This window comes from Methylobacterium oryzae (assembly GCF_036441375.1).
In the GTDB taxonomy this organism is placed as follows: domain Bacteria; phylum Pseudomonadota; class Alphaproteobacteria; order Rhizobiales; family Beijerinckiaceae; genus Methylobacterium; species Methylobacterium oryzae_A.
The window spans coordinates 54374-79592 of the sequence record NZ_MLCA01000006.1 but is presented as its reverse complement, the minus strand read 5'-3'; the positions used below and the strand labels follow the sequence as shown (position 1 = coordinate 79592).

At 72.4% G+C, this 25219-nt stretch carries 34 protein-coding genes; 15 read left to right on the top strand and 19 right to left on the bottom strand.

Translation table 11 applies throughout. From position 1 onward, the window contains the following. Positions 1-26 precede the first annotated feature (26 nt). Genes MOTC310_RS10680 through MOTC310_RS10670 form a run of 3 tightly spaced genes read right to left on the bottom strand, consistent with a single transcriptional unit; the run spans position 27 to position 2546 of the window. Entirely contained in the window at positions 27-149 is a 123-nt protein-coding gene (locus MOTC310_RS10680) for a DUF2474 family protein (RefSeq protein WP_331294531.1), read from the bottom strand. Further along, the gene (gene cydB, locus MOTC310_RS10675; RefSeq protein ID WP_331301747.1) at positions 149-1156 is read right to left on the bottom strand and encodes a cytochrome d ubiquinol oxidase subunit II; all 1008 of its coding nucleotides are present in this window, start codon (positions 1154-1156) and stop codon (positions 149-151) included. The genes MOTC310_RS10680 and cydB overlap by 1 nt, the downstream gene beginning before the upstream one ends. A 7-nt stretch (positions 1157-1163) precedes the next feature. Beyond that, a complete protein-coding gene (locus MOTC310_RS10670; protein ID WP_331302220.1) occupies positions 1164-2546 on the bottom strand; it encodes a cytochrome ubiquinol oxidase subunit I in 1383 nt (460 codons plus the stop codon). A 374-nt stretch (positions 2547-2920) separates the two neighbouring features. Between MOTC310_RS10670 and MOTC310_RS10665 the strand changes: the two genes are divergently transcribed. Next, complete coding sequence (locus tag MOTC310_RS10665) at positions 2921-4135, top strand: pyridoxal phosphate-dependent aminotransferase (RefSeq protein ID WP_331301746.1); 1215 nt, start codon at positions 2921-2923, stop codon at positions 4133-4135. A 42-nt stretch (positions 4136-4177) separates the two neighbouring features. On the opposite strand, the gene MOTC310_RS10660 is transcribed toward MOTC310_RS10665, so the two are convergent. Next, positions 4178-5104, bottom strand: a complete 927-nt coding sequence (locus tag MOTC310_RS10660) for a dihydrodipicolinate synthase family protein (RefSeq protein ID WP_331301745.1) — start codon at positions 5102-5104, stop codon at positions 4178-4180. 238 nt (positions 5105-5342) lie between these two features. Between MOTC310_RS10660 and MOTC310_RS10655 the strand changes: the two genes are divergently transcribed. The 3 genes from MOTC310_RS10655 (at position 5343) to MOTC310_RS10645 (ending at position 7657) form a co-directional block, all read left to right on the top strand. Continuing rightward, positions 5343-6140, top strand: coding sequence for an amino acid ABC transporter substrate-binding protein (locus tag MOTC310_RS10655; protein ID WP_331301744.1), 798 nt, complete (start codon positions 5343-5345; stop codon positions 6138-6140). 78 nt (positions 6141-6218) lie between these two features. Then, positions 6219-6899: an amino acid ABC transporter permease gene (locus MOTC310_RS10650; protein ID WP_331294525.1), complete on the top strand. Its 681-nt coding sequence runs from the start codon at positions 6219-6221 to the stop codon at positions 6897-6899. Then, positions 6896-7657, top strand: a complete 762-nt coding sequence (locus MOTC310_RS10645; protein ID WP_331301743.1) for an amino acid ABC transporter ATP-binding protein — start codon at positions 6896-6898, stop codon at positions 7655-7657. The genes MOTC310_RS10650 and MOTC310_RS10645 overlap by 4 nt, the downstream gene beginning before the upstream one ends. A gap of 36 nt (positions 7658-7693) precedes the next feature. Here MOTC310_RS10645 and MOTC310_RS10640 read toward each other — a convergent pair whose 3' ends face one another. From MOTC310_RS10640 to MOTC310_RS10630, 3 genes are all read right to left on the bottom strand, one after another. Continuing rightward, entirely contained in the window at positions 7694-7849 is a 156-nt protein-coding gene (locus MOTC310_RS10640; protein ID WP_331294523.1) for a hypothetical protein, read from the bottom strand. Further along, on the bottom strand, positions 7846-8355 hold the full coding sequence (locus tag MOTC310_RS10635; protein WP_331294522.1) for a DUF2243 domain-containing protein: 510 nt from the start codon (positions 8353-8355) through the stop codon (positions 7846-7848). Before MOTC310_RS10635 ends, MOTC310_RS10640 begins: the two co-directional genes overlap by 4 nt. 175 nt (positions 8356-8530) lie before the next feature. Next, complete coding sequence (locus tag MOTC310_RS10630) at positions 8531-10576, bottom strand: OPT family oligopeptide transporter (RefSeq protein ID WP_331302219.1); 2046 nt, start codon at positions 10574-10576, stop codon at positions 8531-8533. Between the two features lie 243 nt (positions 10577-10819). Between MOTC310_RS10630 and MOTC310_RS10625 the strand changes: the two genes are divergently transcribed. Both MOTC310_RS10625 and MOTC310_RS10620 read left to right on the top strand, forming a co-directional pair. Next, positions 10820-11269, top strand: a complete 450-nt coding sequence (locus tag MOTC310_RS10625; RefSeq protein ID WP_331301742.1) for a DMT family transporter — start codon at positions 10820-10822, stop codon at positions 11267-11269. 43 nt (positions 11270-11312) lie between these two features. Further along, positions 11313-11756 carry a DMT family transporter gene (locus MOTC310_RS10620; protein WP_331294520.1) on the top strand — a complete coding sequence of 148 codons (444 nt, stop codon included), beginning with the start codon at positions 11313-11315 and terminating at the stop codon, positions 11754-11756. Positions 11757-11767: 11 nt separating this feature from the next. Here the strand turns inward: MOTC310_RS10620 and MOTC310_RS10615 are convergent, their stop codons facing one another. Next, positions 11768-12496: an SDR family oxidoreductase gene (locus tag MOTC310_RS10615; RefSeq protein ID WP_331301741.1), complete on the bottom strand. Its 729-nt coding sequence runs from the start codon at positions 12494-12496 to the stop codon at positions 11768-11770. Between the two features lie 257 nt (positions 12497-12753). Between MOTC310_RS10615 and MOTC310_RS10610 the strand changes: the two genes are divergently transcribed. Both MOTC310_RS10610 and MOTC310_RS10605 read left to right on the top strand, forming a co-directional pair. Continuing rightward, positions 12754-13926: a DUF305 domain-containing protein gene (locus tag MOTC310_RS10610; protein ID WP_331301740.1), complete on the top strand. Its 1173-nt coding sequence runs from the start codon at positions 12754-12756 to the stop codon at positions 13924-13926. Between the two features lie 68 nt (positions 13927-13994). Continuing rightward, positions 13995-14219, top strand: a complete 225-nt coding sequence (locus tag MOTC310_RS10605; RefSeq protein WP_331294517.1) for a hypothetical protein — start codon at positions 13995-13997, stop codon at positions 14217-14219. A gap of 10 nt (positions 14220-14229) precedes the next feature. On the opposite strand, the gene egtD is transcribed toward MOTC310_RS10605, so the two are convergent. From egtD to gntA, 3 genes are read right to left on the bottom strand one after another with little or no spacing between them, the layout of a single operon-like run. Continuing rightward, entirely contained in the window at positions 14230-15153 is a 924-nt protein-coding gene (gene egtD, locus MOTC310_RS10600) for an L-histidine N(alpha)-methyltransferase (RefSeq protein WP_331301739.1), read from the bottom strand. Continuing rightward, positions 15150-16112: a class I SAM-dependent methyltransferase gene (locus tag MOTC310_RS10595; protein ID WP_331301738.1), complete on the bottom strand. Its 963-nt coding sequence runs from the start codon at positions 16110-16112 to the stop codon at positions 15150-15152. Before MOTC310_RS10595 ends, egtD begins: the two co-directional genes overlap by 4 nt. Before the next feature lie 10 nt (positions 16113-16122). Then, positions 16123-16878: a guanitoxin biosynthesis heme-dependent pre-guanitoxin N-hydroxylase GntA gene (gene gntA, locus MOTC310_RS10590; RefSeq protein WP_331301737.1), complete on the bottom strand. Its 756-nt coding sequence runs from the start codon at positions 16876-16878 to the stop codon at positions 16123-16125. 396 nt (positions 16879-17274) lie between these two features. Here gntA and MOTC310_RS10585 point away from each other — a divergent pair, with 396 nt between their 5' ends. Both MOTC310_RS10585 and MOTC310_RS10580 read left to right on the top strand, forming a co-directional pair. Continuing rightward, complete coding sequence (locus MOTC310_RS10585; RefSeq protein WP_331301736.1) at positions 17275-17859, top strand: YgjV family protein; 585 nt, start codon at positions 17275-17277, stop codon at positions 17857-17859. 98 nt (positions 17860-17957) lie between these two features. Next, on the top strand, positions 17958-18698 hold the full coding sequence (locus MOTC310_RS10580; RefSeq protein ID WP_331301735.1) for a DUF4336 domain-containing protein: 741 nt from the start codon (positions 17958-17960) through the stop codon (positions 18696-18698). Between the two features lie 18 nt (positions 18699-18716). Here MOTC310_RS10580 and MOTC310_RS10575 read toward each other — a convergent pair whose 3' ends face one another. Further along, a complete protein-coding gene (locus MOTC310_RS10575; protein ID WP_331301734.1) occupies positions 18717-19103 on the bottom strand; it encodes a hypothetical protein in 387 nt (128 codons plus the stop codon). Positions 19104-19171: 68 nt separating this feature from the next. On the opposite strand from MOTC310_RS10575, the gene MOTC310_RS10570 reads away from it, so the two are divergent. After that, positions 19172-20638 carry a catalase family protein gene (locus MOTC310_RS10570; protein WP_331301733.1) on the top strand — a complete coding sequence of 489 codons (1467 nt, stop codon included), beginning with the start codon at positions 19172-19174 and terminating at the stop codon, positions 20636-20638. A 21-nt stretch (positions 20639-20659) separates the two neighbouring features. On the opposite strand, the gene MOTC310_RS10565 is transcribed toward MOTC310_RS10570, so the two are convergent. From MOTC310_RS10565 to MOTC310_RS10550, 4 genes are all read right to left on the bottom strand, one after another. Beyond that, complete coding sequence (locus tag MOTC310_RS10565; RefSeq protein ID WP_331301732.1) at positions 20660-20959, bottom strand: hypothetical protein; 300 nt, start codon at positions 20957-20959, stop codon at positions 20660-20662. A 59-nt stretch (positions 20960-21018) separates the two neighbouring features. Then, positions 21019-21312: a hypothetical protein gene (locus tag MOTC310_RS10560; RefSeq protein WP_331294508.1), complete on the bottom strand. Its 294-nt coding sequence runs from the start codon at positions 21310-21312 to the stop codon at positions 21019-21021. 65 nt (positions 21313-21377) lie between these two features. Continuing rightward, entirely contained in the window at positions 21378-21575 is a 198-nt protein-coding gene (locus MOTC310_RS10555) for a hypothetical protein (RefSeq protein WP_331301731.1), read from the bottom strand. 21 nt (positions 21576-21596) lie between these two features. Then, positions 21597-21986: a hypothetical protein gene (locus MOTC310_RS10550; RefSeq protein WP_331301730.1), complete on the bottom strand. Its 390-nt coding sequence runs from the start codon at positions 21984-21986 to the stop codon at positions 21597-21599. A gap of 217 nt (positions 21987-22203) precedes the next feature. On the opposite strand from MOTC310_RS10550, the gene MOTC310_RS10545 reads away from it, so the two are divergent. Further along, positions 22204-22467: a hypothetical protein gene (locus tag MOTC310_RS10545; protein WP_331294505.1), complete on the top strand. Its 264-nt coding sequence runs from the start codon at positions 22204-22206 to the stop codon at positions 22465-22467. A 148-nt stretch (positions 22468-22615) separates the two neighbouring features. Further along, a complete protein-coding gene (locus MOTC310_RS10540) occupies positions 22616-22804 on the top strand; it encodes a hypothetical protein (protein ID WP_331294504.1) in 189 nt (62 codons plus the stop codon). Between the two features lie 15 nt (positions 22805-22819). Here MOTC310_RS10540 and MOTC310_RS10535 read toward each other — a convergent pair whose 3' ends face one another. Next, positions 22820-23065, bottom strand: a complete 246-nt coding sequence (locus tag MOTC310_RS10535; protein WP_331294503.1) for a hypothetical protein — start codon at positions 23063-23065, stop codon at positions 22820-22822. 173 nt (positions 23066-23238) lie between these two features. Between MOTC310_RS10535 and MOTC310_RS10530 the strand changes: the two genes are divergently transcribed. Further along, a complete protein-coding gene (locus MOTC310_RS10530; protein ID WP_273561291.1) occupies positions 23239-23406 on the top strand; it encodes a hypothetical protein in 168 nt (55 codons plus the stop codon). A 54-nt stretch (positions 23407-23460) separates the two neighbouring features. Here MOTC310_RS10530 and MOTC310_RS10525 read toward each other — a convergent pair whose 3' ends face one another. Both MOTC310_RS10525 and MOTC310_RS10520 read right to left on the bottom strand, forming a co-directional pair. Further along, entirely contained in the window at positions 23461-23766 is a 306-nt protein-coding gene (locus MOTC310_RS10525; protein WP_331302218.1) for a hypothetical protein, read from the bottom strand. A 109-nt stretch (positions 23767-23875) separates the two neighbouring features. Then, a complete protein-coding gene (locus MOTC310_RS10520) occupies positions 23876-24637 on the bottom strand; it encodes a CDP-diacylglycerol diphosphatase (protein ID WP_331301729.1) in 762 nt (253 codons plus the stop codon). A gap of 96 nt (positions 24638-24733) precedes the next feature. Between MOTC310_RS10520 and MOTC310_RS10515 the strand changes: the two genes are divergently transcribed. Beyond that, entirely contained in the window at positions 24734-25174 is a 441-nt protein-coding gene (locus MOTC310_RS10515) for a hypothetical protein (protein ID WP_331301728.1), read from the top strand. Positions 25175-25219 lie beyond the last annotated feature (45 nt).

Genomic DNA, 25219 nt, shown 5'->3' with positions numbered 1-25219 from the left:
GTGTCAGGCGGGCGCCCCCCGGTCTATCAGCTCTTGAGCCAATACCGGAGGACCGTCGCGACGAAGCCGAGGCCGACGATGCTGGAGGCCCAGAGCCCCACGAACCACGCGAGGCGCTTCCAGAGGGGCTGTGCTGCTGCGGGTGCCATCAGTGATATCCGTGCGCGTCGACCTTGCCGCGGAAGACCCAGTACGCGTACGCGGTGTAGGACAGTATGATCGGGATCAAAACCGACGCGCCGGCGAGCAGGAAGATCTGGCTCGCCTCGGGGGCGGCCGCCTGCCAGATCGTGATCCGGCCCGGCACGACGTCGGGGAAGATGCTGATGCCAAGCCCCAGGAAGGTCAGGGCGAACAGCCCCAGGGCGATCAGGAAGGGCGCCCGCTCGGCGCCGCCCCGCAGGGTCCGCCACAGGGCGTAGGCCGCGAGCGCCACGAGCAGCGGCACCTGCGCGGTGACGAGCACGTTCGGCATCGCCAGCCAGCGCTCGTAGTAGCGGCCCTGGAGGAACGGCGTCACCGCGCTGACGAGGGCGATGGCCGTGACCGTCGCCGCGGTGAGGCGCAGAGCGTAGCGCCGGGCCTGCGCCTGGAGTAGGCCCTCGGTGCGCATCACCAGCCACGTCGCGCCGAGGAGCGCGTAGCCGACGACGAGGCTCGCGCCGACGAGGACGCTGAAGGGCGTGAGCCAGTCCCACCAGCCGCCGGCATAGGCCCGCCCCTCGACCGCGATGCCCTGCAGCAGCGCACCCAGCGTGATGCCCTGGGCGAGGGCCGCCACCAGCGAGCCGCCCGCGAAGGCCACGTCCCAGGCGGCGCGGTGGCGGGGATCGCGCCAGCGGAACTCGAAGGCGACGCCGCGGAAGATCAGCCCGAGCAGCATCGCGATGATCGGCGCGTAGAGCGCCGGCAGGATCACCGCGTAGGCCAGGGGGAAGACGGCGAACAGGCCGCCGCCGCCCAGCACCAGCCAGGTCTCGTTGCCGTCCCAGACCGGGGCGACCGAGTTCATGGCGGTATCGCGCTCCGTGCCCGGCCGCAGGACCGGGAACAGGAGGCCGATGCCGAGGTCGAAGCCGTCCATGACGATGTAGGCGAAGACCGCGAAGGCGATCACGAGCGCCCAGACCACCGTGAGGTCGAAGCTGTAGGTCATGGGTTCCTCACTCGGCCGGCTGGAGGTGGCGGTCGGGATCGATCGCCGGGGCGGGCGTGATGCCCGCCGTCCGGATCGGCGCGCCGGGCTCGATCCCGCTCTCGCCGGCATGCGGGGGCTGGCCCATCAGGCGCAGGATGTAGCCGGTGCCCATGGCGAAGACCGCGAAGTAGATGACCACGAAGGCGGTGAGCGAGGCCGCCACCGCCGGCGCGTGCAGCGGCGAGGCCGACTGCGCCGTGCGCAGCAGGCCGTAGACCGTGTAGGGCTGGCGCCCGACCTCGGTGGTGATCCAGCCGGCCAGCACCGCCACGAAGCCCGCCGGGCCCATGGCCACCGCGAAGCGGTGCAGCGGGCGCCACGCGTAAAGGGTGCCGCGCCAGCGGGCGAGAAGGCTGAGGGCGCCCAGGAGCAGCATCAGCATCCCGAGGCCGACCATGATGCGGAACGACCAGAACACGATCGCCACCGGCGGCCACTCCGCCCGCGGCAGGCTGTCGAGCCCCTTCAGGGGCGCGTCGAGGGCGTGCTTCAGCACCAGCGAGGACAGTTTCGGGATCTCGACCGCGTAGCGCACGGTGCCGGCCTCCTGGTCGGGCAGGCCGAACAGCACCAGCGGCGCGCCGTCCGGGTGGCTCCGGAAGTGGCCCTCCATGGCCATGACCTTGGCGGGCTGGTGCTCCAGGGTGTTGAGGCCGTGCGCGTCGCCCGCGAGGATCTGGATCGGTGCGACCAGGGCGGCCATCCACATCGCCATCGAGAACATCGTCCGGGCCGCCGGGTTGGCCCGGTCGCGCAGCAGGTGCCACGCGCCGACCGCGCCCACGACCAGCGCGGTGGTGAGGTAGGCGGCCAGCACCATGTGCACGAGGCGGTACGGGAAGGACGGGTTGAACACGATCGCCCACCAGTCCAGCGGCACGAACTGGCCCTCGGCGTTCGTGCCGTAGCCCGCCGGCGTCTGCATCCACGAGTTCACCGCCAGGATCCAGAACGCCGAGAAGAAGGTCCCGAACGCGACCATCAGCGTCGCCGCGAAGTGCAGCCGCGGCCCGACCTTCGTCATGCCGAAGAGCATGACGCCGAGGAAGCCGGCCTCCAGGAAGAAGGCCGAGAGCACCTCGTAGGCCATCATCGGCCCCAGCACCGGGCCGGTCTTGTCCGAGAAGACCGACCAGTTCGTGCCGAACTGGTAGGACATCACCAGCCCGGACACGACGCCCATCGCGAAGGCGATCGCGAAGATCTTAATCCAGTACTTGAACAGGTCCATGAAGACCTGACGCCCGGTGGCGAGCCAGAGCCCCTCCAGCACCGCGAGGAAGCTCGCGAGGCCGATCGAGAAGGCCGGGAACACGATGTGGAAGGCCACCGTGAACCCGAACTGCATGCGGGCGAGGATCAGGGGATCGAGCCGGGACGGCTTCAGCCTGCTGATCGCGGGCTTCACCGGCGAGCGGGCCCTTAGTTGGAAGCACAGCTATATCAAGGCGTTCAACGTCATTGAGGCGGTGATTCGCAGCCGGACGACGCTGGCGGTCCTCGGCCTCAACGACTCCGGTGCGCTGCGGGGGCTCCTGCTGGGCTATGCCGGGCCGCGCCTCGCGGCGGCCGGGGCGGGCGCGGGCGGCGCCCGGGTCTGGACGTCCGAGCCCGAACCCGTCAGGGTCGCGCCATTCCCTACCGGTCGGGACCTCTCAGGCGCCGCGTGGCTCGCTGCGTCACGACCCGCCGCGCCCCGACGCAAGGAGAGCACGCGCCGCCATGGCCGACACCCCCGCACCCGCCGCGCCCGTCGATCTCGCCGCCGCGCTCTCGGCGCGTATCCGCGGCATCGGCACGAGCCAGATCGGCCTCGTGGCGGATCGCGGGCGCGACGACCCGGAGGTGGTCAAGCTCTGGATCGGCGAGGGCGACCTGCCGACGCCGCCCTTCATCGTCGAGGCGGCGCACCGGGCGATGCTGGCCGGGCACACCCGCTACACCACGTCGCTCGGCCTGCCGGCGCTGCGCGCGGCGCTCGGCGCCTACCACGCCCGCCACTGGGGCGTGGAGATCCCGCCGGACCGGTTCGGCGTCACGGCGGGCGGCATGAACGCGATCATGCAGGCGGCCCAGGTGCTGCTGGAGCCGGGCGACGAGATGATCATCCCCTCCCCGGCCTGGCCCAATCTCGGCGAGGCGGTCCGCATCGCCGGCGGCGTGCCCGTGACGGTGCCGTACCGCCGCCTGCCGGACGGGCGCTTCGCGCTGCCGCTCGCCGACATCGCGGCGGCGATCACGCCGCGCACCCGGGTGATCATGGTGAACTCGCCCTCGAACCCGACGGGCTGGACCATGCCGCTGGCCGAGATGACGGCCCTGCGCGACCTCGCCCGGGAGCGCGGGCTCTGGATCCTCTCGGACGAGGTCTACGCGCATTTCACCTACGGCAACCGGATCGCGCCGTCCTTCCTGCAGATCTGCGCGGAGGACGACCGGCTGATCGTGACCAACACCTTCTCGAAGAACTGGGCGATGACCGGCTGGCGGGCCGGCTGGGTGATCTACCCCCGCGGCCTCGCGCCGACCTTCGCCAAGCTCGGGCAGTACAGCACCACCTCGATCCCGACCTTCGTCCAGCACGCCTGCATCGCGGCCCTCGAGGAGGGCGACGGCTTCATCCGCACGATGGTGGACCGCTGCGCCGAGGCCCGCGCGATCCTGGTGGAGGGGCTGTCGCGCCTGCCGGGCGTCACGGTCGCGCCGCCGGACGGGGCCTTCTACCTCATGGCCCGGATGGGCGGCGACGAGCCGAGCCTCGACCTGGCGCTGCGCCTCCTGCGGGAGGCCAAGGTCGGCGTGGCGCCCGGCACCGCCTTCGGCCCGGAGGGCGAGGGTCTCGTGCGGATGTGCTTCGCCATCAGCCCGGAGCTGGCCCGGGAGGCGGTGCGCCGGCTCGCGGGCGCGCTCGGGACGCGGGCGCCGGCCGCGCACTGAGTCGGGCGCGGGCCTCGCGACCGGGACCCGTGGCCCCCCGCCTCAGCGCCCCCAGCGCAGGACCAGCGCGTCGTTCCGGCGGGCGAGCTCGATCAGGCCGGCCCGCGTCGCCGGGTGCAGGGGCTGGATCGGCAGCCGCGCGGTCTCGTGGGCGATCACCCCGCCCTCGGCCATGAGCGCCTTGCAGGCGAGCAGGCCGCACTGCCGATTCTCGTAGTTGATCAGCGGCAGCCAGCGCGCGTAGGCGTCCATCGCCTCCTCCCGGCGGCCCGCCGCGTAGGCGTCGGTGATCTGCCGGATGCCGTCCGGGTACCCGCCGCCGGTCATCGCCCCGGTGGCGCCGGCGTCGAGGTCGGCCATCAGGGTGATCGCCTCCTCGCCGTCCCAGGGGCCCGCGACCGCGTCGCCGCCCAGCGCGATCAGCTCGCGGAGCTTGGACGCGGCGCCCGCGGTCTCGATCTTGAAGTAGGCGACGTTCGCGATCTCCCGGGCCATGCGCGCCAGGAACGGTGCCCCGAGCGGCGTGCCCGCCACCGGCGCGTCCTGGATCATGATCGGGATGGAGATCGCGTCCGAGACCGCGCGGAAGAAGTCGAAGATGCCGAGTTCCGACACGCGGATCGTGGCGCCGTGATAGGGCGGCATGACCATGACCATCGCGGCGCCGGCCTCCTGGGCGCGGCGCGAGCGCGCGGCGCAGACCTGCGTGGCGAAGTGCGTCGTCGTCACGATCACCGGCACGCGGCCGGCCACGTGGTCCAGCACGGCGTCCATCACCCGCTCGCGCTCGTCGTCGGTGAGGACGAACTGCTCCGAGAAGTTCGCCAGGATGCACAGCCCCTGGCTGCCGGCGTCGATCATGAAGTCGACGGCCCGGCGCTGCCCGTCGAGGTCGAGGGCGCCCGCGGCGTCGAAGACCGTGGGGGCGACCGGGAAGACGCCGCGATAGGCGTGGGCGGGCGAAGTCATGCGCGGTCCTCCTGCCGGGATCGCGCGTCCCGGCGGACGGCCGTGTCCGCGGGCGGGATCCGGGCGCCTCTTAGCACGCGGCCTCTATCCTGGCGCGGGCCGGATCGAACCGACCAAGCTGTCGACAAGCGCACCGACTTTCCTGTACGGCCGAGCTCTTCTTTGCTTTGTCCATCGACAGCCGAGATCGCGCGCGGCGGCCGCACGAGAACAGCGTTTTCTTTTCGGAGCTACTGTAATGCGAATCTTCTCTGCCGGCCGCGTCGCGGCGCTCGTCGTCGCGGCGCTCCTCGGCGCCGCCCCCGCCTCGCCCTTCGCCGCGCCCGCGAAGGCCGACGATCTCGACGCGATTCGCGCCGCCAAGACCCTGCGCATCGGCACCGAGGGCACCTACGCGCCCTTCACGTTCCACGACGCGTCCGGGCAGCTCGTCGGCTTCGACGTCGAGATCGGCCGCAAGGTCGCCGAGCAGCTGGGCGTCGCGCCGCAATTCCTCGAGGGCAAGTGGGACGGGCTGATCGCCGGTCTCGACGGCAAGCGCTACGACGTGGTGATCAACCAGGTCGGCATCACCAAGGAGCGGCAGGCGAAGTTCGACTTCTCCGAGCCCTACATCCGCGCCCGGGCCGTGCTGATCACGCGGGCGGACCGGTCCGACATCACGTCCTTCGCCGACCTCAAGGGCAGGAAGGCCGCCCAGAGCCTCTCCAGCAACTTCGCGCGCCTCGCCGAGCAGTCCGGCGCCGAGCTCGTCGGGACGGACGGCTTCGACCAGTCGGTCCAGCTCGTCCTCACCGGCCGCGCCGACGCCACCGTGAACGACAGCCTGTCGTTCCTGGACTTCCACAAGCAGAAGCCGAGCGCCCCCGTGAAGATCGCCGCCGAGCAGGCCGACGCGGACGCCTCGGGGATCATCATGCGCAAGAACAACCCGGCGCTGAAGGCCGCGATCGACAAGGCGCTGGAGGCGATCAAGGCCGACGGCAGCTACGCGGCGATCGCCCAGAAGTACTTCGGGGCCGACGTCTCCAAGTAATCCGTCCGCAGCGCGCCCGCCCGGGCGCCGGCCCCGCACAGCCCGTCGCTCGATCCGCCCGGTAGGAGACGCCGCCCCGTGCCGCACTGGCTCGACCTCATGCTCCAGTCGCTGGGGCCGCTGCTCGCGGCCGGCCTGCGCTTCACCGTGCCGCTGACGCTCATCGCCTTCGCGCTGGGCCTCGCGCTCGGGCTCGGGACCGCCCTCGTGCGCCTGTTCGCGCCCCGGCCGCTGGCCGCGCTGGCGTGGCTCTACGTGTGGATCTTCCGGGGCACGCCGCTCCTCGTGCAGCTGTTCGTGATCTTCTACGGCCTGCCGAGCGCCGGCATCCTGATCGACGCCTTCCCGGCCGCCGTGATCGGGTTCACCCTCAACGTCGGCGCCTACACGTCGGAGATCGTCCGCGCGGCCATCGCCTCCATCCCGAAGGGGCAGTGGGAGGCGGCCTACGCCACCGGCATGACGCCGTTCCAGGCCCTGCGCCGGACGATCCTGCCCCAGGCGGCGCGGGTGGCGGTGCCGTCGCTGGCCAACTCCTTCATCGCGCTGGTGAAGGACACCTCGCTCGCGGCCGCCATCACGGTCCCGGAGCTGTTCCAGGCGGCCCAGCGCATCGTCGCCGTCACCTACGAGCCGCTGATCCTCTACATCGAGGTGGCGCTGATCTACCTCGTCCTGTCGACGCTGCTGTCCTGGCTCCAGACGCTGCTGGAGCGGCGCCTCGGGCGCTACGGCGGCTACCTGGAGGCCCGCGCGTGATCGCCCTGTCGGCCATCGAGAAGCGGTTCGGCGACAACCCGGTCCTGCGCGGCGTCGACCTCGCGGTGCCGGAGGGGCGCGTCACGGCGCTGATCGGCCCGTCGGGCTCGGGCAAGTCGACGCTCCTGCGCTGCGCGAACCTGCTGGAGGTGCCGCAGGCCGGGACGCTGACCCTCGGCGAGATCCGCCTCACCTTCCGGCCAGGCAGCCCGCCGGCGCGGCGGGACGTGCTCGCCGTGCGCCGGCAGACCGGGATGGTGTTCCAGAACTTCCAGCTCTTCCCCCACCGCACGGTGCTGGAGAACGTCACCGAGGGGCTCGTCACCGTCGGCAAGTGGCCGCAGGCCCGCGCCCGGGCGCGGGCCCTGGAGCTGCTGGAGCGCGTCGGCCTCGCCCACAAGGCCGCGGACTGGCCCGCCAGCCTGTCGGGCGGCCAGCAGCAGCGGGTGGCGATTGCCCGGGCGCTGGCCCCCTCCCCGCGCCTGCTGCTCTGCGACGAGCCGACCTCGGCCCTCGATCCGGAACTCGCCGCCGAGGTGGTGGACGTGCTCGCCGGCCTCGCGGGCGAGGGCACGACCATGCTGATGGCGACCCACGACCTGCGCCTCGCGCGGCGCGTCGCCGACACGGTGGTGTTCCTGGAAGGGGGGCATATCGTCGAGCAGGGCGCGGCCGCGGACGTCTTCGCCCGGCCGGCCGACCCGCGCACCCGCCGGTTCGTCCGGACGCTGCTCGGCGAGGCGGCCGAGGGGGGCTGAGCAGGGGCCTGACCGGCCCGGGCCGGGGCGCGCGGATCAGCGCGTCAGGCAGCGCAGTGTGAGCAGATCCTCGACGGTGAGCGCGGTCCCGAAGATCAGGGGCCGCCAGGCCGGCAGGGTGGCGAGGATCAGGCCGGCCGCGAGGGCGAGCCAGGGCAGGACCGGGCGGAGGCCGGGACCGGCGGCCCTCACGCGGGTCTCCGCGCCAGGGACGCCTCCTCTCCGCGGCCGACCAGCACGAGGCCCAGGCCCGCGGCCAGCATGGCGCCGCCCCAGACCAGGAAGCCGAGGTCCCAGTACAGCCACTGATCCCGGGGCGTCAGCTCGTTGACGTGGTGCACGCCGAGGATCTCGTGGTCGACCACGCCCTCGACGAGGTTGAACAGGCCCCAGCCGATCAGGAGCGACCCGGCGAGCAGCTTGCTGGACCAGTACAGATGCGTGCGGTGCGCGGCGCGCCAGAGGATGAACAGTCCGAGGACCACGAAGACGTAGGTCGCGCTGTGGAAGATGCCGTCCCAGAGGGTGTTCAGCTCGAGATTCGGGATCGTGTCGATCGGGTACCAGCTGCTCAGCATGTGGTGCCATTGCAGGACTTGGTGCAGCACGATCCCGTCGAAGAAGCCGCCGAGGCCGAGCCCGAACAGGATGCCGGCGCTCAGGGGGAAGGCGCGCTCCCGGGTGTCAGCCGCTCTCATGCGCAACTCCAGCGTGGCGGATGCCGAGGCCGCGAGCGCCGCCGGCGTGGCGGGCGCGGGGCGGCGCCGCGGGGCGCGCGACATCCGTGAGCGTCGTGTCGTCCGGACGGCCTCGTCCCGCCCGCGCGGAGGACGGCGCCCTGCGGGGAAACCGGCCGGCGACCCGGCGGATCCGTCACGACCCCCGCGGGGCCGCGTCCGGTGTCGAGACCATCCGCAGGTAGACGGCGAGCCCCGCCAGGAACACGGCGAGGCCGAGCCCCGTGGCGTAGGGCGCGAAACCCTTGCCGGCGATGGCGATCGCCGAACTGTGCCCCGCCAGGAGATCGGTGCCGGCGAGCAGCACGCCGACGCAGCTCTCGCCGACGAGGAACCCGGACGCGAGGAGCACGCCCCGGCGACGGGCGGCCCCCACCGCCCTGTCGGCCCTCGCGTTACCCTTCGCGGTCCTGCTGGCGTTCCCCTTCGCGTCGCCCCCGGCGCCGAGCCGGGCGCGCAGCCGGCGCTCGGCGATCCAGCCGAGGATGCCGCCGATGGCGATCGTCATCTCCACCGAGAGCGGCAGGTACATGCCGATCCCGACCGTCAGCGCGGGGAAGGTGAGGTTGCGCCGCTTCAGCCAGGTCTCGGCCGCCACCAGGACCACGCCGAGCCCGGCGCCGATCAGCACCATGCTCCAGGGCAGCTCGCTGTGCGTGATGCCGCTGGCGATCTGGGTCATCAGCGCGGCCTGGGGCGCCGGCATCGCGCTCCCCGCATCCTGCCCGTCGCGCGCGGGGGCGCCGACGAAGCCGTAGGCCTCGTAGAGCAGCGCCAGGAGCGGGGCGATCACCACGGCCCCGACCCCGACGCCGAGGATGAGCGCGACCTGCTGGTGCCAGGGCGTGGCGCCCAGCACCTGCCCGGTCTTCAGGTCCTGCAGGTTGTCGTTGGCGATCGACGAGGTGGTGATGATCACGGATGTCAGCAGCAGCGCCATGCCGGTGACGAACCGGTCCCCCTCGGGCCCGGCGGAATGCCCCAGGATCAGGGGCAGGAGCAGCGCGGTCGCCATCGTGGTCAGGATGCCGATCCCCGAGATCGGGCTGGACGAGGAGCCCAGCAGGCCCGCGAGGTAGCCGCAGGCCGCCGCCATCAGGAAACCGAACAGGATGGTGAACAGGGTGGCGGCCACCGCCAGCACGATCATCAGGCCGCCGAGGTCGGCCGGCGCGGCGAAGAACCCGAACAGGATTGCGAGCGGCACGCACAGGCCCAGCGTCGCGGCGGCGACCCAGGTGATCGGCAGGTCGCGCTCCTCGCGCGGGTGATCCTTGCCGAGGCCGCCGCTGCCCGACAGGGCGGCGCGGATGCTTCCGAAGATCGGGCGCGCCAGCGAGCCTACGGTCCAGAGCCCGCCCACCGCGATGATGCCGGCGCCCATGAGGCGCACTTGGCCCGACCAGATCGCCTCGGCGGCCGCGCCCGCGGACTTCCCGGGGTCGGGCGACAGGGCGGTGAGGATCGGGACCGCGATCCCCCAGGCGATCAGGACGCCGGTCAGCAGCGCGAGGCAGGCGCCGATGCCCACGAGGTAGCCGACGCCGACCAGCGCCAGCGAGAAGCCGGTCCCGGTGCGGAACACCGCGCCGCCGAGGCTGACCGCCCCGTTGAGGCCCTCGCCCAGGACCTTCAGCCCCGTCGTGGCGAGCCCGATCGTGCCGGCGGCCGCGGCGGCCCCGAGCAGGTCGCGCAGGCCGTGGCCGCCCTCCTCCTCGTGGCCGGTCTTGAGCACCTCCGCGGCGGCGATGCCCTCGGGATAGGGGAGATCGCTGCCCGACACGAGGGCGCGGCGGAGCGGGATCGAGAAGGCGACGCCGAGCAGCCCGCCCAGCAGGCAGACCGCCGTCGTCTGCCAGAACGGGAAACCGTGCCAGTGCCCGACGAGGACGAGGCCCGGCAGCGCCAGGATGACGTTGCACAGGGTGCCGGCCGCCGAGGCCTGCGTCTGCACGATGTTGTTCTCGAGAATGCCGGCGCCGCCCATCAGCCGGAAGGCGCCCATCGAGATCATCGCGGCCGGGATGGAGGACGAGAACGTCATCCCGGTCTTCAGGCCCATGTAGAGGTTGGCGGCCATGAACACGACGGTGATGGCCGCGCCGAGCGCGATCCCGCGCAGGGTCAGCTCGGCCTGACGCTCCTGCGTCGTCGGCGTGATCGTCGGGCTGCGGGCGTCCATCATCCACTCGGGCTGCCATACACACAGCACGCGAGAGGCCGGAAACGTTCCCGCGCCGTCCCTTCCCCGCGCGGCCCGGGCCGCGCCGTCCCCTCCCCGCGCGGCCCCGGCCGCGCCCGGGCCCTGGGGCGATCTGTCCCGCCGCGCAGCGCGGATGTGATGCAGTCACTCGGCACGGCGGCGGGTTTGGCAGCAGACCGCCCCGTCCGGGTGCGGACCGCCCCTCCCCTGGAATGCTCCGCCGTGTCCAAGTGGTACCTCTACGGCCTCGCCCTGCTGGCCGGCGTCGCGAACGCCATCGAGCCGGGCCAGAACGCCACGCTGGCGAAGGTCACGGGGCAGCCGATGCTCGCGGGCCTGTTCTGCTTCGGGCTGGCGATCGCCTGCTTCCTCGTCGCCATGATCGTCGCCCGGCTGCGCGGCCGGGCACCGGCCGAGGCGGCCACGCACGTCCCGTGGTGGGCCTGGCCCGGCGGCGTCCTCGGCGCCGCGGTCGTCCTGGCGCAGCTCTACATCTCCGAGAAGGTCGGCGCGGCGCCGTTCCTGGGCTGCGTGATCACGGCGGGCGTGGTCGGCTCCATCATCCTCGATCACTACGGACTCGTGGGCTTCGAGCGCCACCGCGCCGGCCGCTGGCGCATCCTCGGCGGCGCGCTGATGATCGCGGGCGTCGCCCTCGTGGCGGTGTTCTGACGGGCCCGTCCATCCGCACGCCTCGCACCCTCAGGATTCCCCCATGCTCTTCCTCTACGGCTTCGCGCTGCTCGCGGGCATCGCCACCGCGATCGAGCCGGGCCAGAACGCGGGCCTCGCCAAGTCCCTCGCGCGGCCGCTGCTCGCCGGCGTGGTGAGCCTCGTCGTCAGCATCGCCACGATCTCCGCCGCCATGCTGGTGACGGGGCAGTACGGCCTGCCGGGGCTGGACCGCCTCGCGCAGGTGCCCTGGTGGGCCTGGCTCGGCGGCCTGATGAGCGCGGGCCTGACGATGGCGCAGCTCGCCCTCTCCAAGCGGATCGGGGCCGCCACCTTCCTCGGGCTGATCGTGACGGCGGGCGTGGTCACGTCGATCCTGCTCGACCATTTCGGTCTGGTGGGCTTCAAGGTCCACGAGGCCGGCCTGTGGCGCGTCCTGGGCGGCGCCCTGATGATCGGCGGCGTCGGCCTGGTCGCCGGGTTCTGAAGCCCGCCCGATCAGATCGTCCAGCCGCCGTCGATCACGACGGCCTGGCCGGTCGTGTAGGTCGCGCCCGCGAGGTAGACGGCGAGGTCGGCGATCTCCTCGGGTGTGCCGAGCCGCCCGATCGGCTGGCGGGCGATGAAGGCCGCGCGGGTCTGCTCGTAGTCGCCCTGCTGGCGGATGCGCTCCTGCAGCGACGGGCTCTCGACCGTGCCGGGGCAGATGGCGTTGCAGCGGATGTTGTGGCCCACATAGTCGGCGGCCACCGCCTTGGTCAGGCCGATCACCGCCGCCTTCGTCACCCCGTAGGCGAAGCGGTTGGGCACGCCCTTCACCGAGGAGGCGACCGAGGCCATGTTGACGATGGCGCCGTCGCGGCGCTCCAGCATGCCGGGCAGGACCGCCCGGATCGTGCGGATCATCGCCTTGACGTTGAGGTCGACGGCGAAGTCGAGCTCGTCGTCGCGCATCTCCAGGATGGTGCCGGCGTGCACGGTGCCGGCGCAGTTGAACAGGATGTCGACCGCGCCGATGCGCGCGACCAGGGCCTCGACCGCGTCCGCGTCCAGCACGTCGAGGGTCGCGGTGCTCAGGTCGTCGGCGCGCAGGTCGGCGAGGGCCTGCGCGTTGATGTCGGTGGCGTGGACCCGCGCCCCGGCGCGGGCGAAGGCGAGCGCGCTGGCGCGCCCGATGCCCTGTCCCGCCGCCGTGACCAGGACGGTCTTTCCGGAAAGATCTGCCATTGCTCGCTCCAGCGGGCGGCGCGTCGCCGCGACGGTGTCCGGACCCGGCGCTGCGGGTCGCGCCCGGCGGGACCGCCGATCAGGTCCGGGGGTCCGGCTGAGCGGCCCATCCTTGTAGGTTCTGCCCGCGCCGGGCTCCAGGCCCGATCCCCCCGCCGGCCCCGCTCCGGCGGTACAGAGGCGGCGTTTCCAACATAGGCTATCGCCCGCCCGGCCCCGGCCCCGTATGGCGACTCGGATCACGAGCGGGGCAGCGCGTGCGCCGGAACTTACGACGCCTCTGGTCGAGCGGGGCCGGGATCACCTGGCGCGCCGCCATGCTGCTCGGCCTGCTCAGCAGCACCTTCTCGACCCTGGTCAGCCAGGTCACGGCGGCCCGGATCGGCCGGGACGCCGCCGTCGACTGGATGGTGGTCGCCACGATCCCCCTGCGCGACGGCGCCCTCCAGGCAGATCCGTCCTGGCCGGTGATCCTCGCCGGCATCCTGTTCCATCAGTGGGCGGACTTCTCCTGGGCCCTGGTGTTCTTCGGCCTGCTCGCGCGCTGGACCGGCCGCCTCGGCCCCTGGACGCTCGTGCTGATCGCGCCGGCCTGGGCGCTCCTCACCTCGGCGACCGAGTGGCTGGTCCTCGTCCCAATGCTGCCGTTCCGGCAGCCGATCTTCTCCCTGGAGCAGCCCTACTGGATCGGCTTCCTCGTCCACGTCACCTCGGCCTCGCTCTACCCGCTGTTCCCGTACCTGCGGGACGCCGTGGCGGGGCGCCGCCCCTCGCCGCATCGCCGCTTCGCGGCCGGCTGGGGCGGGGGCGCGCTGCTCGGCGCGGGCGCCCTCGGGGCGCTCGCCCTCCTCGGCTGGCAGGGCCGGGAGATCGCCTGGACGGGCGGCGACCCGGGTTTCGACCAGGACTACATGCGGCGCATGATGGCCCACCACCGGCAGGGGATCGACCTCGCCGGGCTCGGGGCCGCGCGCGCGCAGGACGGGCATCTCCGGGCCCTCGCCCGCCTGATCGCCGCCGCCCAGACCGGCGAGATCGCGGTCTTCGATCAGTGGTGGCGCAGCTGGTTCGGCGCCGCGTCGCAGATCTGCGCCCCCGCGGAGGCGGCGTCGATGCCGGGCATGCTGGAACCCGGCCAGATCGCGACGCTGCGCGGGATGACCGGCGCGGCCTTCGACGCGCAGTTCGTGGCGCTCATGACCTTCCACCATGCCGGCGCGATCCAGATGACCGACGCGGCGATGGACCGGGCGTCCGACCTGCGCCTGCGGATCATGGCGCAGGCGATCCGCCACGCGCAGCGCGGGGAGATCGCCCTGATGCACGGGGTCGACGGCCTCGACTCGGTGCGGGTGGCGCTGGGCGACCTCGTCCTGCCGGCCGGCGACGCGGCCCCCGACCGGGAGGCCGCGGACCGGCCGGCCCCGTAGCGTCGGCGGCGGATCCGCGCCCGCGGTTGCCGCGTTCTCCCGGCAGCACCGTTCTGTGGAGGATCGCCGTGGGGCTCGCCGCCTTCGTCTTCTTCGTCGTCCCCTGGATGGCCGTCGCGATCTGGATGGCGCTGCGGCCGTCCGGCGCGCGCCTCGGAACTCCGGCGGCCCCCTGGCGTCCGCTGACCGACTACCCGCCGCCGGCCCGGGACCAGAGCCGCGCCGGCGAGACGCGGAGCCTGGACGCCGGCACCGCCCACGACGGCAAGCACGCGCCGATCGAGGCCGCGTAGTACAGCCCGGTCAGGCCTCCGCCTGCAGCAGGTGGAGGTTGAAGTCGCCGCCCTCGGCCGTCCAGTGGGCGCGGGGCTGCCAGCCGCTCTCGACCGCGAGCGCCCGGAAGGCGTCGGCCGGATACTTGTGCGACGTGTCGGTCCGGATGCTCTCGGAGGCCGCGAACGCGATGGTCCGATCACCGAGCCGGTATGTGGCGGGCCGCGTCGCGACGAGGTGGGCCTCCACCCGCAGCGGGTCCGGGCAGATCCGGACGGCGTGCCGGAAATTGTCGAGGTCGAAATCGGCCCCGAGCTCCCGGTTCAGGCGCGTCAGGATGTTGCGGTGGAACGCGGCCATCAGGCCGTCCGCGCGCCCGTAGGCGCGCTGCAGCCGGTCCGGATCGGTGGTGCCGTCCGCGCCGACCAGGAACAGGCTTGGCCCGAGCGTCGCGCGCGCGCGCTCGAGGAACAGCCGGGCCTCGCGCGGATCGAAATTGCCGATGCTCGTTCCCGGATAGAAGCCCAGGATGCCGCCCGGCCCGGCCGCGCGGGGCAGCTGCACCGGCTTCGAATAGTCGGCGCAGACCGGCGTCATCGGGATGTCGGGGTAATCCGCGGCGAGCCGCCGGATCGCGGCCTCCAGATAGGCCCCCGAGATGTCGATGGCCACGTAGGCCGCCGGATCGGCCAGCGCGTCGAGGAGCGTGCGGATCTTGCGGCTCGCGCCGCTCCCGAACTCCACCACCGTCACGCCCGGCGCCACCCGGCGCGCCACGTCGGCGGCGACCTGCGGGAGGACTGTCATCTCCTGCGCGGTCGGGTAGTAGTCGGCACTGTGGCAGATCCTGTCGAACAGGTCTGAGCCGGTCTCGTCCCACAGATACTTGCCCGGCAGCGTCTTCGGCTCGGCGGCCAGGCCCGCGAGGACGTCCTGGAGGAAGGTGTCGGTCATGGCCGGGTCACCGGGCGCGTGGCGGTCAGGACGACCAGGGCGAGCCGCTCGACCGCGTCGTAGGCGGCGGTCGCCAGTTCCTCGCCGTACTCGTCCGGGTCGAACTCGCGGTAGGTCCAGTCCAGCCCGGCCCGGCCGCAGAGCTCGGCCACGGCGTCGCGGAAGGGATCCGCTCCGTCGACGATCGCCGCGCCGGTGAACAGGACGAGGCTGCCACCGGGGGCGAGCCGCTCCACCGCCTGCTCGGCCACCGCGAGTGACAGCCCGGCCCCGAGGGGGCCGCCGCCGTGCCGGTAGGCCCGCTCCGCCGTGTCGATCATGAAGGGCGGATTCGACACGATGAGGTCGAACGCGCCCTCGACGTCGCGCAGCATGTCGCTGCGGCGGACATGGACCCCGTCGGTGCCGGCGAGCCGGGCGTTGACGCGCGCCGCCCGCATGGCCGCCGGGTTGATGTCGACGAGCACCACCTCCGCGCCCGGCGCCCTCTTGGCGATGCAGATCCCGGCCGCGCCCGACCCGCAGCCGATGTCGACGGCACGGCGCACCGGCCGCGACCGCGCCTCGAGATGCGCGATCACCGCCGCGGCGAAGCGCATCGTGTCGGGACCGAAGAACACCGCGTCGGCCGCGCTCGGGGGATAGGCGGAATGGGCGAACAGCTCGCCGTCGAGGCCAGAGAACCGGATCGACGGCCGCAGCAGCGGGCCGTCCTCGATCACCGCGCCGGCCGCCCGCATCGGGCGCAGGATCGGTTCAGGGAGCAGATCGGTCCGGAAGGGCCGGCTCCAGCCGAACACGTCGCGCAGGCTCCGGGCCTCGGCGTTCCGCGGCCGGGCGTTGACGTGGGCATGGGTGGCCGGCGTCACCGTGGTGAAGGTGTAGCCGGTCTCGCGCAGCGCGCGCGCCAGCGACAGCACCGCCTCTTCATCCTGGGGAAACGGAACGGAACGCGTCATCTGTCGGCCCTCAGCTGTCCATCTGGCGCATCACGAAGGCGCCCGATGCGAGATCGACGGCGACCTGCTGCGCGTCCCAGGTCGGCGTCCCCTCGCCGCGTCGATACGGGCAGGCCCAGTCGTCGGGGACGGCGCGCCCGCTGAACTGCCGGGCCGCCGAACTCTCGCCGTGGTCGGCGAGCATGGGATTGATCGTCCCGGCCCAGGCGGCGTCGCGGTCGACGATCGCCGCGCGCAGGCGCTCGTAGCGGCCCTCGGCGCGCAGCCGCTCGAACTGGTCGTGCAGGTTGAACACCAGGGCGGGCGTCTCGAAGCGCCGGGCCCGGCGGCTCGCCCCGGGATGCAGCCCGACCAGGAAGAAACCCTGGCCGCCGAGGCTCAGCGTGAAATGCGGATCGTCCGGGTCGGAGGCGACGCGGGGATCGTAGGCCTGTCCGAGGCACCGGTCGGTGTCGGAGAGCGACTGGACCCGCTGCCACAGCGCCGTCTCGAAGGCCTCCTCCGAGAGCGTGCGCGGTCCCTCGAACAGAACCGCGAAGCTCTGAAACAGGTTCGGCTGCGCGCGGTACCGACAGATGAAGGCGAGCAGGGCCGGATAGATGCGGGCATCGTCCCGGTCGGAGGTGATATCGCGGGCGACCACGATCTTCATCTGGCCGCGCGAGAGGGCAGATTTGGCGCCGACGCAGGGAAATGGTGCGTGCTGGATGAAGTCCCGGAACCGTGCGGCGACGGGATGATGCTCGTCATTCGTGGGGAGCTGCATGTGAGCGTAGGTTCACACCATCGGTATCGGGCGCGCACGCCCACCCCCACCCGATCGGCCGAGGTGACGTTCCGACTTGAATGCCCGGGAAACCGGAGGCCGCAGGCATTGTTCCCTGCCGAACACGGTCAACCGCACGCTTAATATATGTTAATTCGAGTCGCTCGAGATCGTAAGCCCGCCAAATACTTACACGGACAGGGCCCGGATCTCGGCCGGACGATCGGGAGGTCGGGGGCATTCGCGCGGCCTGAGGAATAGGGGATCGCGGTGCGGCAGCGCGGCCACGCTCGCCGCGTCGTGATCGTCACCGGGGACCGCGTTAACCAACCGATTACCGTGCGATCCTAGCGCGATCGACTGAAACGGCGCCCCCGCGCCGGCCGGTCGCGCACGATGAACGCCGCATCTTACCTGTATTCCTGGTCCGCCGCCGCCGCGACGCACCTCGATCTGTTTGGGTCCCTGGGCCTGATCCTGGGCTTTACTGCCGGAGTGATGCCGCGGCGGGCCTGGATCCTTGCGGCCTCGGCGGCCTGTGCCGCCTGCTTCGGCGCGCATTACCTGACGCTCGGGGCGCTCACCGGGACGGCGATGTGCGCCATCTCGGTGCTGCAGAGCCTCGTCTCCCTCCGCTGCGTCGGCGCACCCGGCCGGAGCGGCTGGGTCCCGCCCGTCTTCGCCGCGAGCACCCTCGCGGCGGCCTACCTGACGCTGGTCACGTGGAACGGGTGGCCGTCGGCCTGCGCCGCGATGGGCGCGCTGCTCGCCACCGGGGCGCGCCTTCAGGCGGCGCCGCAGACGATGCGCCAGCTCTTCCTCGGCGCCTCCCTGTGCTGGGCCGGGCACAACCTCCTGGTGGGCTCGGTCTTCGGATTGACCTGCGACGTGCTGACGATCCTCGGCCTCGTGATCGCGCTGCTGCGCGCCGTTCCGGTCTCGCCGCTGGAGCCGGTGGCGCCCGACTGCGCGCGGGCGTGAGGCGCACCGCGCCTGCGGCGATCGATCCGGGAAATCCGCCGCGGCTCCGCTGTTGCACAGGTGCGGGGCCGTCCCGCGGCCGTGGAAGAGAGCGGGATTTGCCCGAAGCGACCTATCCGCCCCTCGACGTGCTCAAGCCGGTGGCCGACGGCGTCTGGATCGTCGATAGCGGGCCGCTGCGCGCCCTCGGCATTCCCCTGCCGGTCCGCATGACCGTCGTCCGGCTTGCGGACGGCGCGATCTGGCTGCACTCGCCGACGCGCTTCGACATGAGTCTGTTCCGCGAGATCGCCGCGCTGGGACCGATCCGGCATCTGGTGGCGCCCAACATCGCCCACTGGACCTTCCTGAAGGAGTGGCAGGCCCAGTGTCCGGAGGCTCTGACCTGGGCAGCACCGAACCTGCGCCAGCGCCGTCAGGTTCGCCGCTCCGGTCTGCGCATCGACCGGGATCTTGAGGATACAGCGCCCCCCGACTGGGCGGCGGACCTGCGCCAGCTCGTCGTGCCGGGCGGCTTCGGGTTCCGGGAGGTCGCGTTCTTCCACGGCGCGAGCCGCACCCTGATCCTGACGGACCTTGTCCTCAACCTGGAACCCGCGAAGATGCCGGCGCCCCTGCGTCCGTTCCTGCGCCTCGCCCGCATGACGCCGCCGCACGGTGAGCCGCCCCCCTACCTGCGCCTCGTGATCAAGCTCCGGCGGCGCGACGCCGCGCGGGCGGCAGCGGATCTCGTCGGCTTGGCACCCGAGCGGGTCGTATTCGCACACGGCCACTGGTTCGCCACGGACGGTACGGCGCGCCTCAGACGCTCCCTCCGCTGGCTCGGAGAGCCGTCCTGAGAACTGCTGCCGTCGCAGTCAGGCTGCGGCGATCAACTGCCGCATGATCCAGGCCCGGGCCGCTGACAGGTCCGGGAAGAGCGGCGGCACGACGGGTTCGATCGGGCCGAACCCGGCTTCCAGGAACCATTTTCCGGCATCCGCGTCGTGCTGCGCCGAGAGACGGACCAGGACCGCGACCAGAAACCCGTCGGCGAAGACGAGCTGACTCTCAGCATCGTCGCTGCCGGTCGCGACCTGCACGGCCTGCAGGCTCAGGATCATGCGGCCATCGACTTCCCGACGAAGGCGGATTGAGAGACTGCGACCGGAAGCGATCATCGCAGGACGGCGACGGGCGCGGATCTGCGTGTCGGCTACCTGATCAATCGGCCCTTCGCCCTGAAGTTCCGGTCCCGCATCCACCCGGAACAGGGCCGGGACCGCTCGGTTGGCCAGACATGGACCGGCGGCCGCGCAGAGCAGGATTGCAGATGAATGACAGGCTGATGGCCCGCGGGCTGGCTTGGTTCGGGATCGGACTCGGTCTGGCCGAGACCTTCGCGCCACGCCGCCTCGCCGCCGCGACCGGGCTCGAAGGCCACGAGAATCTGATCCAGCTCTACGGCCTGCGCGAGATCGCATCGGGCGCCGCCATCCTGGCTGCCGACGAGCCGGAGCAGCATCTCGGCCTGCGGGTGGGCGGGGATCTCCTCGATGCCGCCCTGCTGGCGGCACGCGCCACGCCGGCGAATCCGCGGCGCAACCGCACCCTGGCGGCGGCCCTGGCGGTGGCGCCCATCGTCGTGCTGGATGCCGCCATCTGGCTGAAAGCGCGCGACAGACGACGCCGGGCGCCGCGCAGCCCGGCCGACCTCTCCTACGTGCGCTACAGTTCCGCGGTCGAGACGATCGACGCGGACGAGAACGAGACGATCGCGCAGATCCTGGCCTCGCAGACGCGGCTGCACGGACGCAACCTGAAGATCTTCGGACGTCCCGTGCGCGCTTCGCACGGCAAGTTGCACGGCGCCGCTCTGGGCGAACTCGAGGTGCTGCCGAACCTGCCGCCCTGGCTCCGGCAAGGCCTATTCGCGCGACCGGCGCGCTACCCGATCGTCGCCCGCCTCGCCAACGTGCCCGGCGAGATCGCCTCGGACGCGGTCGCCACGCAGCGCGGCCTCTCCTTCAAGGTCATCGGCGTCCCGGGCGCGATGCTGCCCGGGCACGCGGGTGAGGTGACTCAGGACTTCGTGCTCGACAGCGGCCCTCGCTTCGCGGCCGGGACCGCTCGGCAGTTCCTCGCCAACCACCGGGCGCTCGAGCACGGCTCGCAGATCCCGGACGGGGTCAAGGCGGCGGTCTCGACGGTCTCGAGGGCCGGGAACGCCGCCCTCGGGACGATCGGCGCCGGCAGCGCCCTGCTGGACTTCTTCGGGCATCCCCGGGTGCACCCGCTGGCGGAAGCCTATTTCTCGCAGACTCCGCTGCGGTTCGGCGACTACATCGCCAAGCTCGCCGTCGTCCCGGTCGGCCCCGCCCAGCGGGCCCTCGCGGACGCGACGCTCGACAGCGCAAGCGATGCGGACGTACTGCGCACCGCGACGGTTGGCTATCTGCGCGAGCATGACGCGACCTTCGACGTCCGCGTTCAGCTCTGCACCGACCTGAGGCGGATGCCGGTGGAAGATGCCAGCGTCGCGTGGCCGGAGGTGGAGAGCCCCTACCAGACGGTGGCCCGGCTCCGCTTCCCGCGACAGGACGCGTTCAGCGCCGCGCGGCGCGCCTATGTCGACGAGGCGCTGTCCTTCTGTGTCTCCCACAGCCTCGCGGCCCACAGGCCCCTCGGCTCCGTCAACCGGGCCCGAATGCGGGCCTATCCCGAACTGGCCCGTATCCGGCGCGAAGCCGGTGGCCACGCCGTCCGGGAGCCGCGCGTGAGCGCGGACGTCCCGACGTGAGCCCAGGACGAACGGGCCGGCTCAGGCGCCGGCGCGACCCATTCCGACGGTCCCATCCGCCCGGTTCAGGGCGCTGACGCGGGGTCCCCGGAGACCCGGGTTCTGCTGCTCCATGGCATCGAGGACGGCGTTGGCCGCATCGATGATCGCGCCGGGCGATCCGCCCGGGATCTCGGGCCGGATCGCCTCGGCGAGACGTGCGAGGCAGGTCTGCTCGATCTGCGGATGATCGGCGCCGGCGGCCTGGCGCCAATAGGCGGCATAGACGTTCTCGGCGATCGTTCGGGCCGTCCGGCCGGCCCCCGGCGTGTCATGCTCCATCGCGTCCCTGCCTCGATCTCGTGGTGACCGGTACAAGGGTGGCGACGGGAACGGTGCGTTCAAGGCTCTCCGGGCACGTCATCCGCCAGATCTTCCGCCGTGCCTTCCGCGGCGGGCCCGGTTCCCTCGATCGTGCGGGCGAGCTCGGTCAGCACCTCCTCCACCATCGGCGGCCAGGATGCCTTCTCCTCGTCCATCAGGCGCGCGGCGCCGACCAGCGCGGAGATCTGCGCCTCGTAGACCGGCCGACCCACCAGTTGCGCGTAGCGCACCCTCGCCGCGAGCGCCGTGGCGAGGCGCTGAACCTCCGCGATCTTCGCGCTCGGCGCGCCGCTGCCGTCGCCGTTGCCCATCCGTCCACCCCCTCGGGATCCTCACCGATCCTCATAGGCCATGGCCGGGATCCAGTCAGGACCGGCTACCAGGCTTCGAGGATCCGGCCGCCGACGAGCGCGACGACGACGCCGACCAGCAGCGCCGCGGCGATGTCCCAGAGTGGTGCGGTGATCCAGCCGGCTTTTGGAGCCGGCTGCGACACGAAGCGCGTCAGGCTCTCGGGCAGGGCCGGCGCCGGCGATACGGACCTGCGGCGAAAGCCGTTGCGGATGCGGTGCATGGGCGTGATCCCCGCGCGACCTCAGGCGGTTTCCACTTGGCGGGACGCGGCTGCCGCCTGGCCCTTGCGCGCGGAGGTCTTCGGACGGACGAAGTCGCCGAGAGGCTTGCAGGCCGGCAGGCCGATCACCTCGACCGGCCGCGGCGCGGCCTGCGGCAGCGCACTGCGCGGAACCAGGGCCTCGGCCCCGTCCGCGGTCCCGGTCGATCCGTCGCCAACCTCCGGCAGTTCGACGCGGTGCCCGACCAGGTACGCCTCGATGTCGATGAGGCGGTGGCGCAGCCGCCAGATGTCATTCTCGACGCCGTTGATCTGTACCAGGAGGTCGGAGACGGTGCCCTGACGCGCCGCGATGGCCGAGATCACGGTGGCCCGCTCGTTCAGCAGCACGGCCTTGACGGTCGGGTTCATGACGTACGCCTCCGGATGTTACTGCACCACGATCCGCCGATCGGGACTCGAAGACAGTTCTCAAAATGGCTTAGCCGTTACGCCCGAAGGTGAACCGCTGCATTCGGCCTCCGAATGCCTCGCGCGGCGGCGCCGATCGCGCGCGCGGGTGGGAACTTCTCGCGCGCGAAAGCGTCGGTTTTGCGCAGATTGACGCACGCAGTCCTGGGAGCTTCACATGCGCAGATCCGCGATTCTGGCCATGGCCGCCGCCCTGACCCTGGCCTCCGGAACGGCCTGGGCCGATCCCGTGAGCCAGACGGGGACCGGCGGCGGCCCGGCGAGCACCGCCAAGGCCCCCCACACCGCCGCGACCGGCCAGACCGTACCGAACCCGACCGCCCTCGGGCCGAACGAGACCGGCAGCATCGAGCGCCGGGACGCCGTCGAGGAGCGCAACGACGCGATCACCCGCGGCATCTGCATCGGCTGCAGCCGCTGAGGCCGGGCCGGCAGCGGCCGTGCCGGGGCACGACCCCGCTATGTTGACGGTTCATGGCCGGGGGGCCCCGGCCGCGGCCGGGGCTTGAAGCCGCGGCCGCCTTGGCCCAAATCAGCGCCCCTCACCAACCATGAACAGGAGCGAAGGCGTGGCAAACGAGTCTGTCGAACAGACGGCAGAGAAGACCTATTTCGGCCTGACCCTCTCGCAGCACGCGGAGCGGATCCGGAAGCTCGCGACGGAACGCGGCCTGACCGGAGACACGTTCGACCGCGTGACCGCGCAGGCCGTGGCGATGATCCCGACCATCAAGGTGACCGACGCCGCCCAGCGGTGAGCCGGGCCGGGCCGATCACTGTTCGGCTCGCAGCCCCTTGAGGATGCGCCGGGCGATGGCGCGTACGGCCTCGTCGTCCCGCGCCGCCCCCTCGACCGGATCCCACAGGTGGGCGAGGCTGCCCTCGAGCTCGTCCAGCAAGTCCGGATGTTGCCGCCCCAGAAACCGGATCGTCCCGAACAGGAGATGCTCGGTCGCCATCTCGCGCCGACGCGCCTCGGTGACGGGATCCGGGTGCGGCTTGGAGGTCTGATCGCTCATGGTCGGCCAACGGCCCGCGCGGGCCGCGGTTCGCCGGTCCACGCGCGGTGCGAAGCCGCGGAAGCCCCCCGCCCGCGCGACGCTCACGAAGCGGTCAGAAGCGGTCACAGCGCGGGAACAGCGCGGGACGCGCCCGGTTTGCCGGTCAGGATGGAGTGTTCGGAGAGGGCAGCATGGCCGAGACCGATCCGCGCAAACCCGGCGACGAGGCCCCGCCCGGCACGCCGGGCACCGGCGAGAACCTGTGCAGGACCTGCGGCGGCACCGGCAAGGTCGCCGACGCGCAGTGCTCCGAGTGCAGGGGCACCGGCACGGTGACGACGGGCATCGGCGGAGCCTGACACGGCGCCCGACCTGCGACCCGGGACGCGGCCAGCCCGAAGGAACCGCGGCCCTCAGCGCCGCAGCGCGCCGAACCAGGCGGTGAGCGGTTCCGCGAACGCCGCCCAGGTCCGCGACCAGACCGTGCCGGCGCGCGCGTCCGTCGGGCGGGAGCCGGCCATCAGGGCCGCCACCAGGGCATCCTCGCGGGATTTGCACTCGTCGAGGGCGTTGCGCTCGTCGCCGGCGCGGCTCTGCCCCGTGGGCTGATGCGCCGACGCGTCCCGCAGGCAGCGGTGCCAGGCGCGCTCCAGCTCGGCCGGATCCGACGCTCCGGCGGCCGGACCGGCAATCGCAGGTCCGGTGACCAGGAGAAGCATCGCGGACAAGCTGAGCACCGGCATGCGCATGGCCGCTCTATGCCCGATTCGCGCACCGGCGGGATAGAACGTAGCAGCAACAGTGACGGCGGCTCGACGCGGCGGCCGGTCAGCCGGACCGCCAGTGCACGGCCATCCGGCAGCTGTGATCCATGAGGTATTCGGCGCTGGCCTCGGGCTCCCGGTAGGCCAGGAGGATCATCCCGCCCCGCGGGTCCCCGGGATCGGCCTCCACCGCCGCGAAGCTGGCATCGTGCAGGTGGCCCTGCCAGCCCGGCACGCGCGCCAGCGCCGCGAACGGGTTGAACGCCGGCACCGCGTCCGCCGGGACCCGCAGGGCGACGTAGGGCACCTCCTCCAGCGGCACCGGGAACGGGGCCCACCTCTCGCCGACGGCGTCGCCGTGGGCCTTCAGGGCCGCCACGACGCTCCGGCGCATGCAGTCGAGGTGGATGTGCAGCTGATCCTGGCTGCGACCGCCCACAGAGTTGACTTCCAGCCCGACCGCCGACGGGGCCAGCCGGCCCTGCAGCGCGTCCGACACGTAGTGCCGGGCCGCGAGCGCCGCCCGCCAGTAGGCCGCCCCTTGAGGCCCCTGGAGCACGGGGGCCTCGATGCCCGAGACGCTGTCGGTGGGCATCACCACCGTGTGGGTGGGCTGGCCCGGCGCGCGCAGCACCGCCGTTCCCGGGCGGGCACCACCGTCGCCGAGGTCGACCGCCAGGCAGGGAAAGCTCCGGCCCGCGGCCTTCTTGGCGAGCAGGCAGCCCTGCAGCGCCACCCAGAGCACGTCCCGCGCCGGGTTAGCCGCGATGGCGGGCGGGATCGCCGAGAAGGCGAAGAGGGCGGCCGCGACCAGGATACCACGCATGATCAGATGTTCCGGTCCCCGGCCGTCGGTATGATACGGGCGGCGGCGCGCGCCCCTTGTACGCGGCCGCCGTCGGCGTGAGGTTACGTTTCCGCGATGCTGAGATCGAACGCGCAGTGGCAGGGCCTGATACGGGTCGCGGCCTGGATCCTGGTGGCGCTGATCGCCGCGGTCACGCTGGTGCCGATCGGCCTCCGCCCCGTGGTCACGGCCAATCCCAGCTTCGAGCGCATCGCGGCCTACGCGGTGGCCGGGCTGCTCATGACGATCGCCTACCCGCGGCACTGGCTCTGGATCCTGGCCGGCAGCGTCGTCCTGGCCGGCGGCCTGGAAGCCGGCCAGACCCTCACCGGAACCCGCCACGGCCGGTTCGACGACTTCCTCGTCAAGGCGGCGGCCGGTCTCGTCGGCGCCGTCGCGGGCCGCCCGCTCGCGATCCTGGCCGACCGCTCTCTCGCCACCGGCGCCCTGACCGGCCGCTCCCTGGCCGGCCGCGATCTGGGCGACCGCGATCTGGGCGACCGCACCTGCGGATGAGTCCCGCCCGGAGCGGTTCGCCGCCATCTCGGGAGCGGACGGAGC

Coding starts and splice junctions, on each gene's coding strand:
- MOTC310_RS10680 (WP_331294531.1), bottom strand. CDS start 149: ATGGCACCCGCAGCAGCACAGCCCCTCTGGAAGCGCCTCGCGTGGTTC.
- cydB (WP_331301747.1), bottom strand. CDS start 1,156: ATGACCTACAGCTTCGACCTCACGGTGGTCTGGGCGCTCGTGATCGCC.
- MOTC310_RS10670 (WP_331302220.1), bottom strand. CDS start 2,546: ATGCAGTTCGGGTTCACGGTGGCCTTCCACATCGTGTTCCCGGCCTTC.
- MOTC310_RS10665 (WP_331301746.1), top strand. CDS start 2,921: ATGGCCGACACCCCCGCACCCGCCGCGCCCGTCGATCTCGCCGCCGCG.
- MOTC310_RS10660 (WP_331301745.1), bottom strand. CDS start 5,104: ATGACTTCGCCCGCCCACGCCTATCGCGGCGTCTTCCCGGTCGCCCCC.
- MOTC310_RS10655 (WP_331301744.1), top strand. CDS start 5,343: ATGCGAATCTTCTCTGCCGGCCGCGTCGCGGCGCTCGTCGTCGCGGCG.
- MOTC310_RS10635 (WP_331294522.1), bottom strand. CDS start 8,355: ATGAGAGCGGCTGACACCCGGGAGCGCGCCTTCCCCCTGAGCGCCGGC.
- MOTC310_RS10630 (WP_331302219.1), bottom strand. CDS start 10,576: ATGGACGCCCGCAGCCCGACGATCACGCCGACGACGCAGGAGCGTCAG.
- MOTC310_RS10620 (WP_331294520.1), top strand. CDS start 11,313: ATGCTCTTCCTCTACGGCTTCGCGCTGCTCGCGGGCATCGCCACCGCG.
- MOTC310_RS10615 (WP_331301741.1), bottom strand. CDS start 12,496: ATGGCAGATCTTTCCGGAAAGACCGTCCTGGTCACGGCGGCGGGACAG.
- egtD (WP_331301739.1), bottom strand. CDS start 15,153: ATGACCGACACCTTCCTCCAGGACGTCCTCGCGGGCCTGGCCGCCGAG.
- MOTC310_RS10595 (WP_331301738.1), bottom strand. CDS start 16,112: ATGACGCGTTCCGTTCCGTTTCCCCAGGATGAAGAGGCGGTGCTGTCG.
- gntA (WP_331301737.1), bottom strand. CDS start 16,878: ATGCAGCTCCCCACGAATGACGAGCATCATCCCGTCGCCGCACGGTTC.
- MOTC310_RS10585 (WP_331301736.1), top strand. CDS start 17,275: ATGAACGCCGCATCTTACCTGTATTCCTGGTCCGCCGCCGCCGCGACG.
- MOTC310_RS10570 (WP_331301733.1), top strand. CDS start 19,172: ATGAATGACAGGCTGATGGCCCGCGGGCTGGCTTGGTTCGGGATCGGA.
- MOTC310_RS10565 (WP_331301732.1), bottom strand. CDS start 20,959: ATGGAGCATGACACGCCGGGGGCCGGCCGGACGGCCCGAACGATCGCC.
- MOTC310_RS10560 (WP_331294508.1), bottom strand. CDS start 21,312: ATGGGCAACGGCGACGGCAGCGGCGCGCCGAGCGCGAAGATCGCGGAG.
- MOTC310_RS10555 (WP_331301731.1), bottom strand. CDS start 21,575: ATGCACCGCATCCGCAACGGCTTTCGCCGCAGGTCCGTATCGCCGGCG.
- MOTC310_RS10550 (WP_331301730.1), bottom strand. CDS start 21,986: ATGAACCCGACCGTCAAGGCCGTGCTGCTGAACGAGCGGGCCACCGTG.
- MOTC310_RS10545 (WP_331294505.1), top strand. CDS start 22,204: ATGCGCAGATCCGCGATTCTGGCCATGGCCGCCGCCCTGACCCTGGCC.
- MOTC310_RS10535 (WP_331294503.1), bottom strand. CDS start 23,065: ATGAGCGATCAGACCTCCAAGCCGCACCCGGATCCCGTCACCGAGGCG.
- MOTC310_RS10530 (WP_273561291.1), top strand. CDS start 23,239: ATGGCCGAGACCGATCCGCGCAAACCCGGCGACGAGGCCCCGCCCGGC.
- MOTC310_RS10525 (WP_331302218.1), bottom strand. CDS start 23,766: ATGCTTCTCCTGGTCACCGGACCTGCGATTGCCGGTCCGGCCGCCGGA.
- MOTC310_RS10520 (WP_331301729.1), bottom strand. CDS start 24,637: ATGCGTGGTATCCTGGTCGCGGCCGCCCTCTTCGCCTTCTCGGCGATC.
- MOTC310_RS10515 (WP_331301728.1), top strand. CDS start 24,734: ATGCTGAGATCGAACGCGCAGTGGCAGGGCCTGATACGGGTCGCGGCC.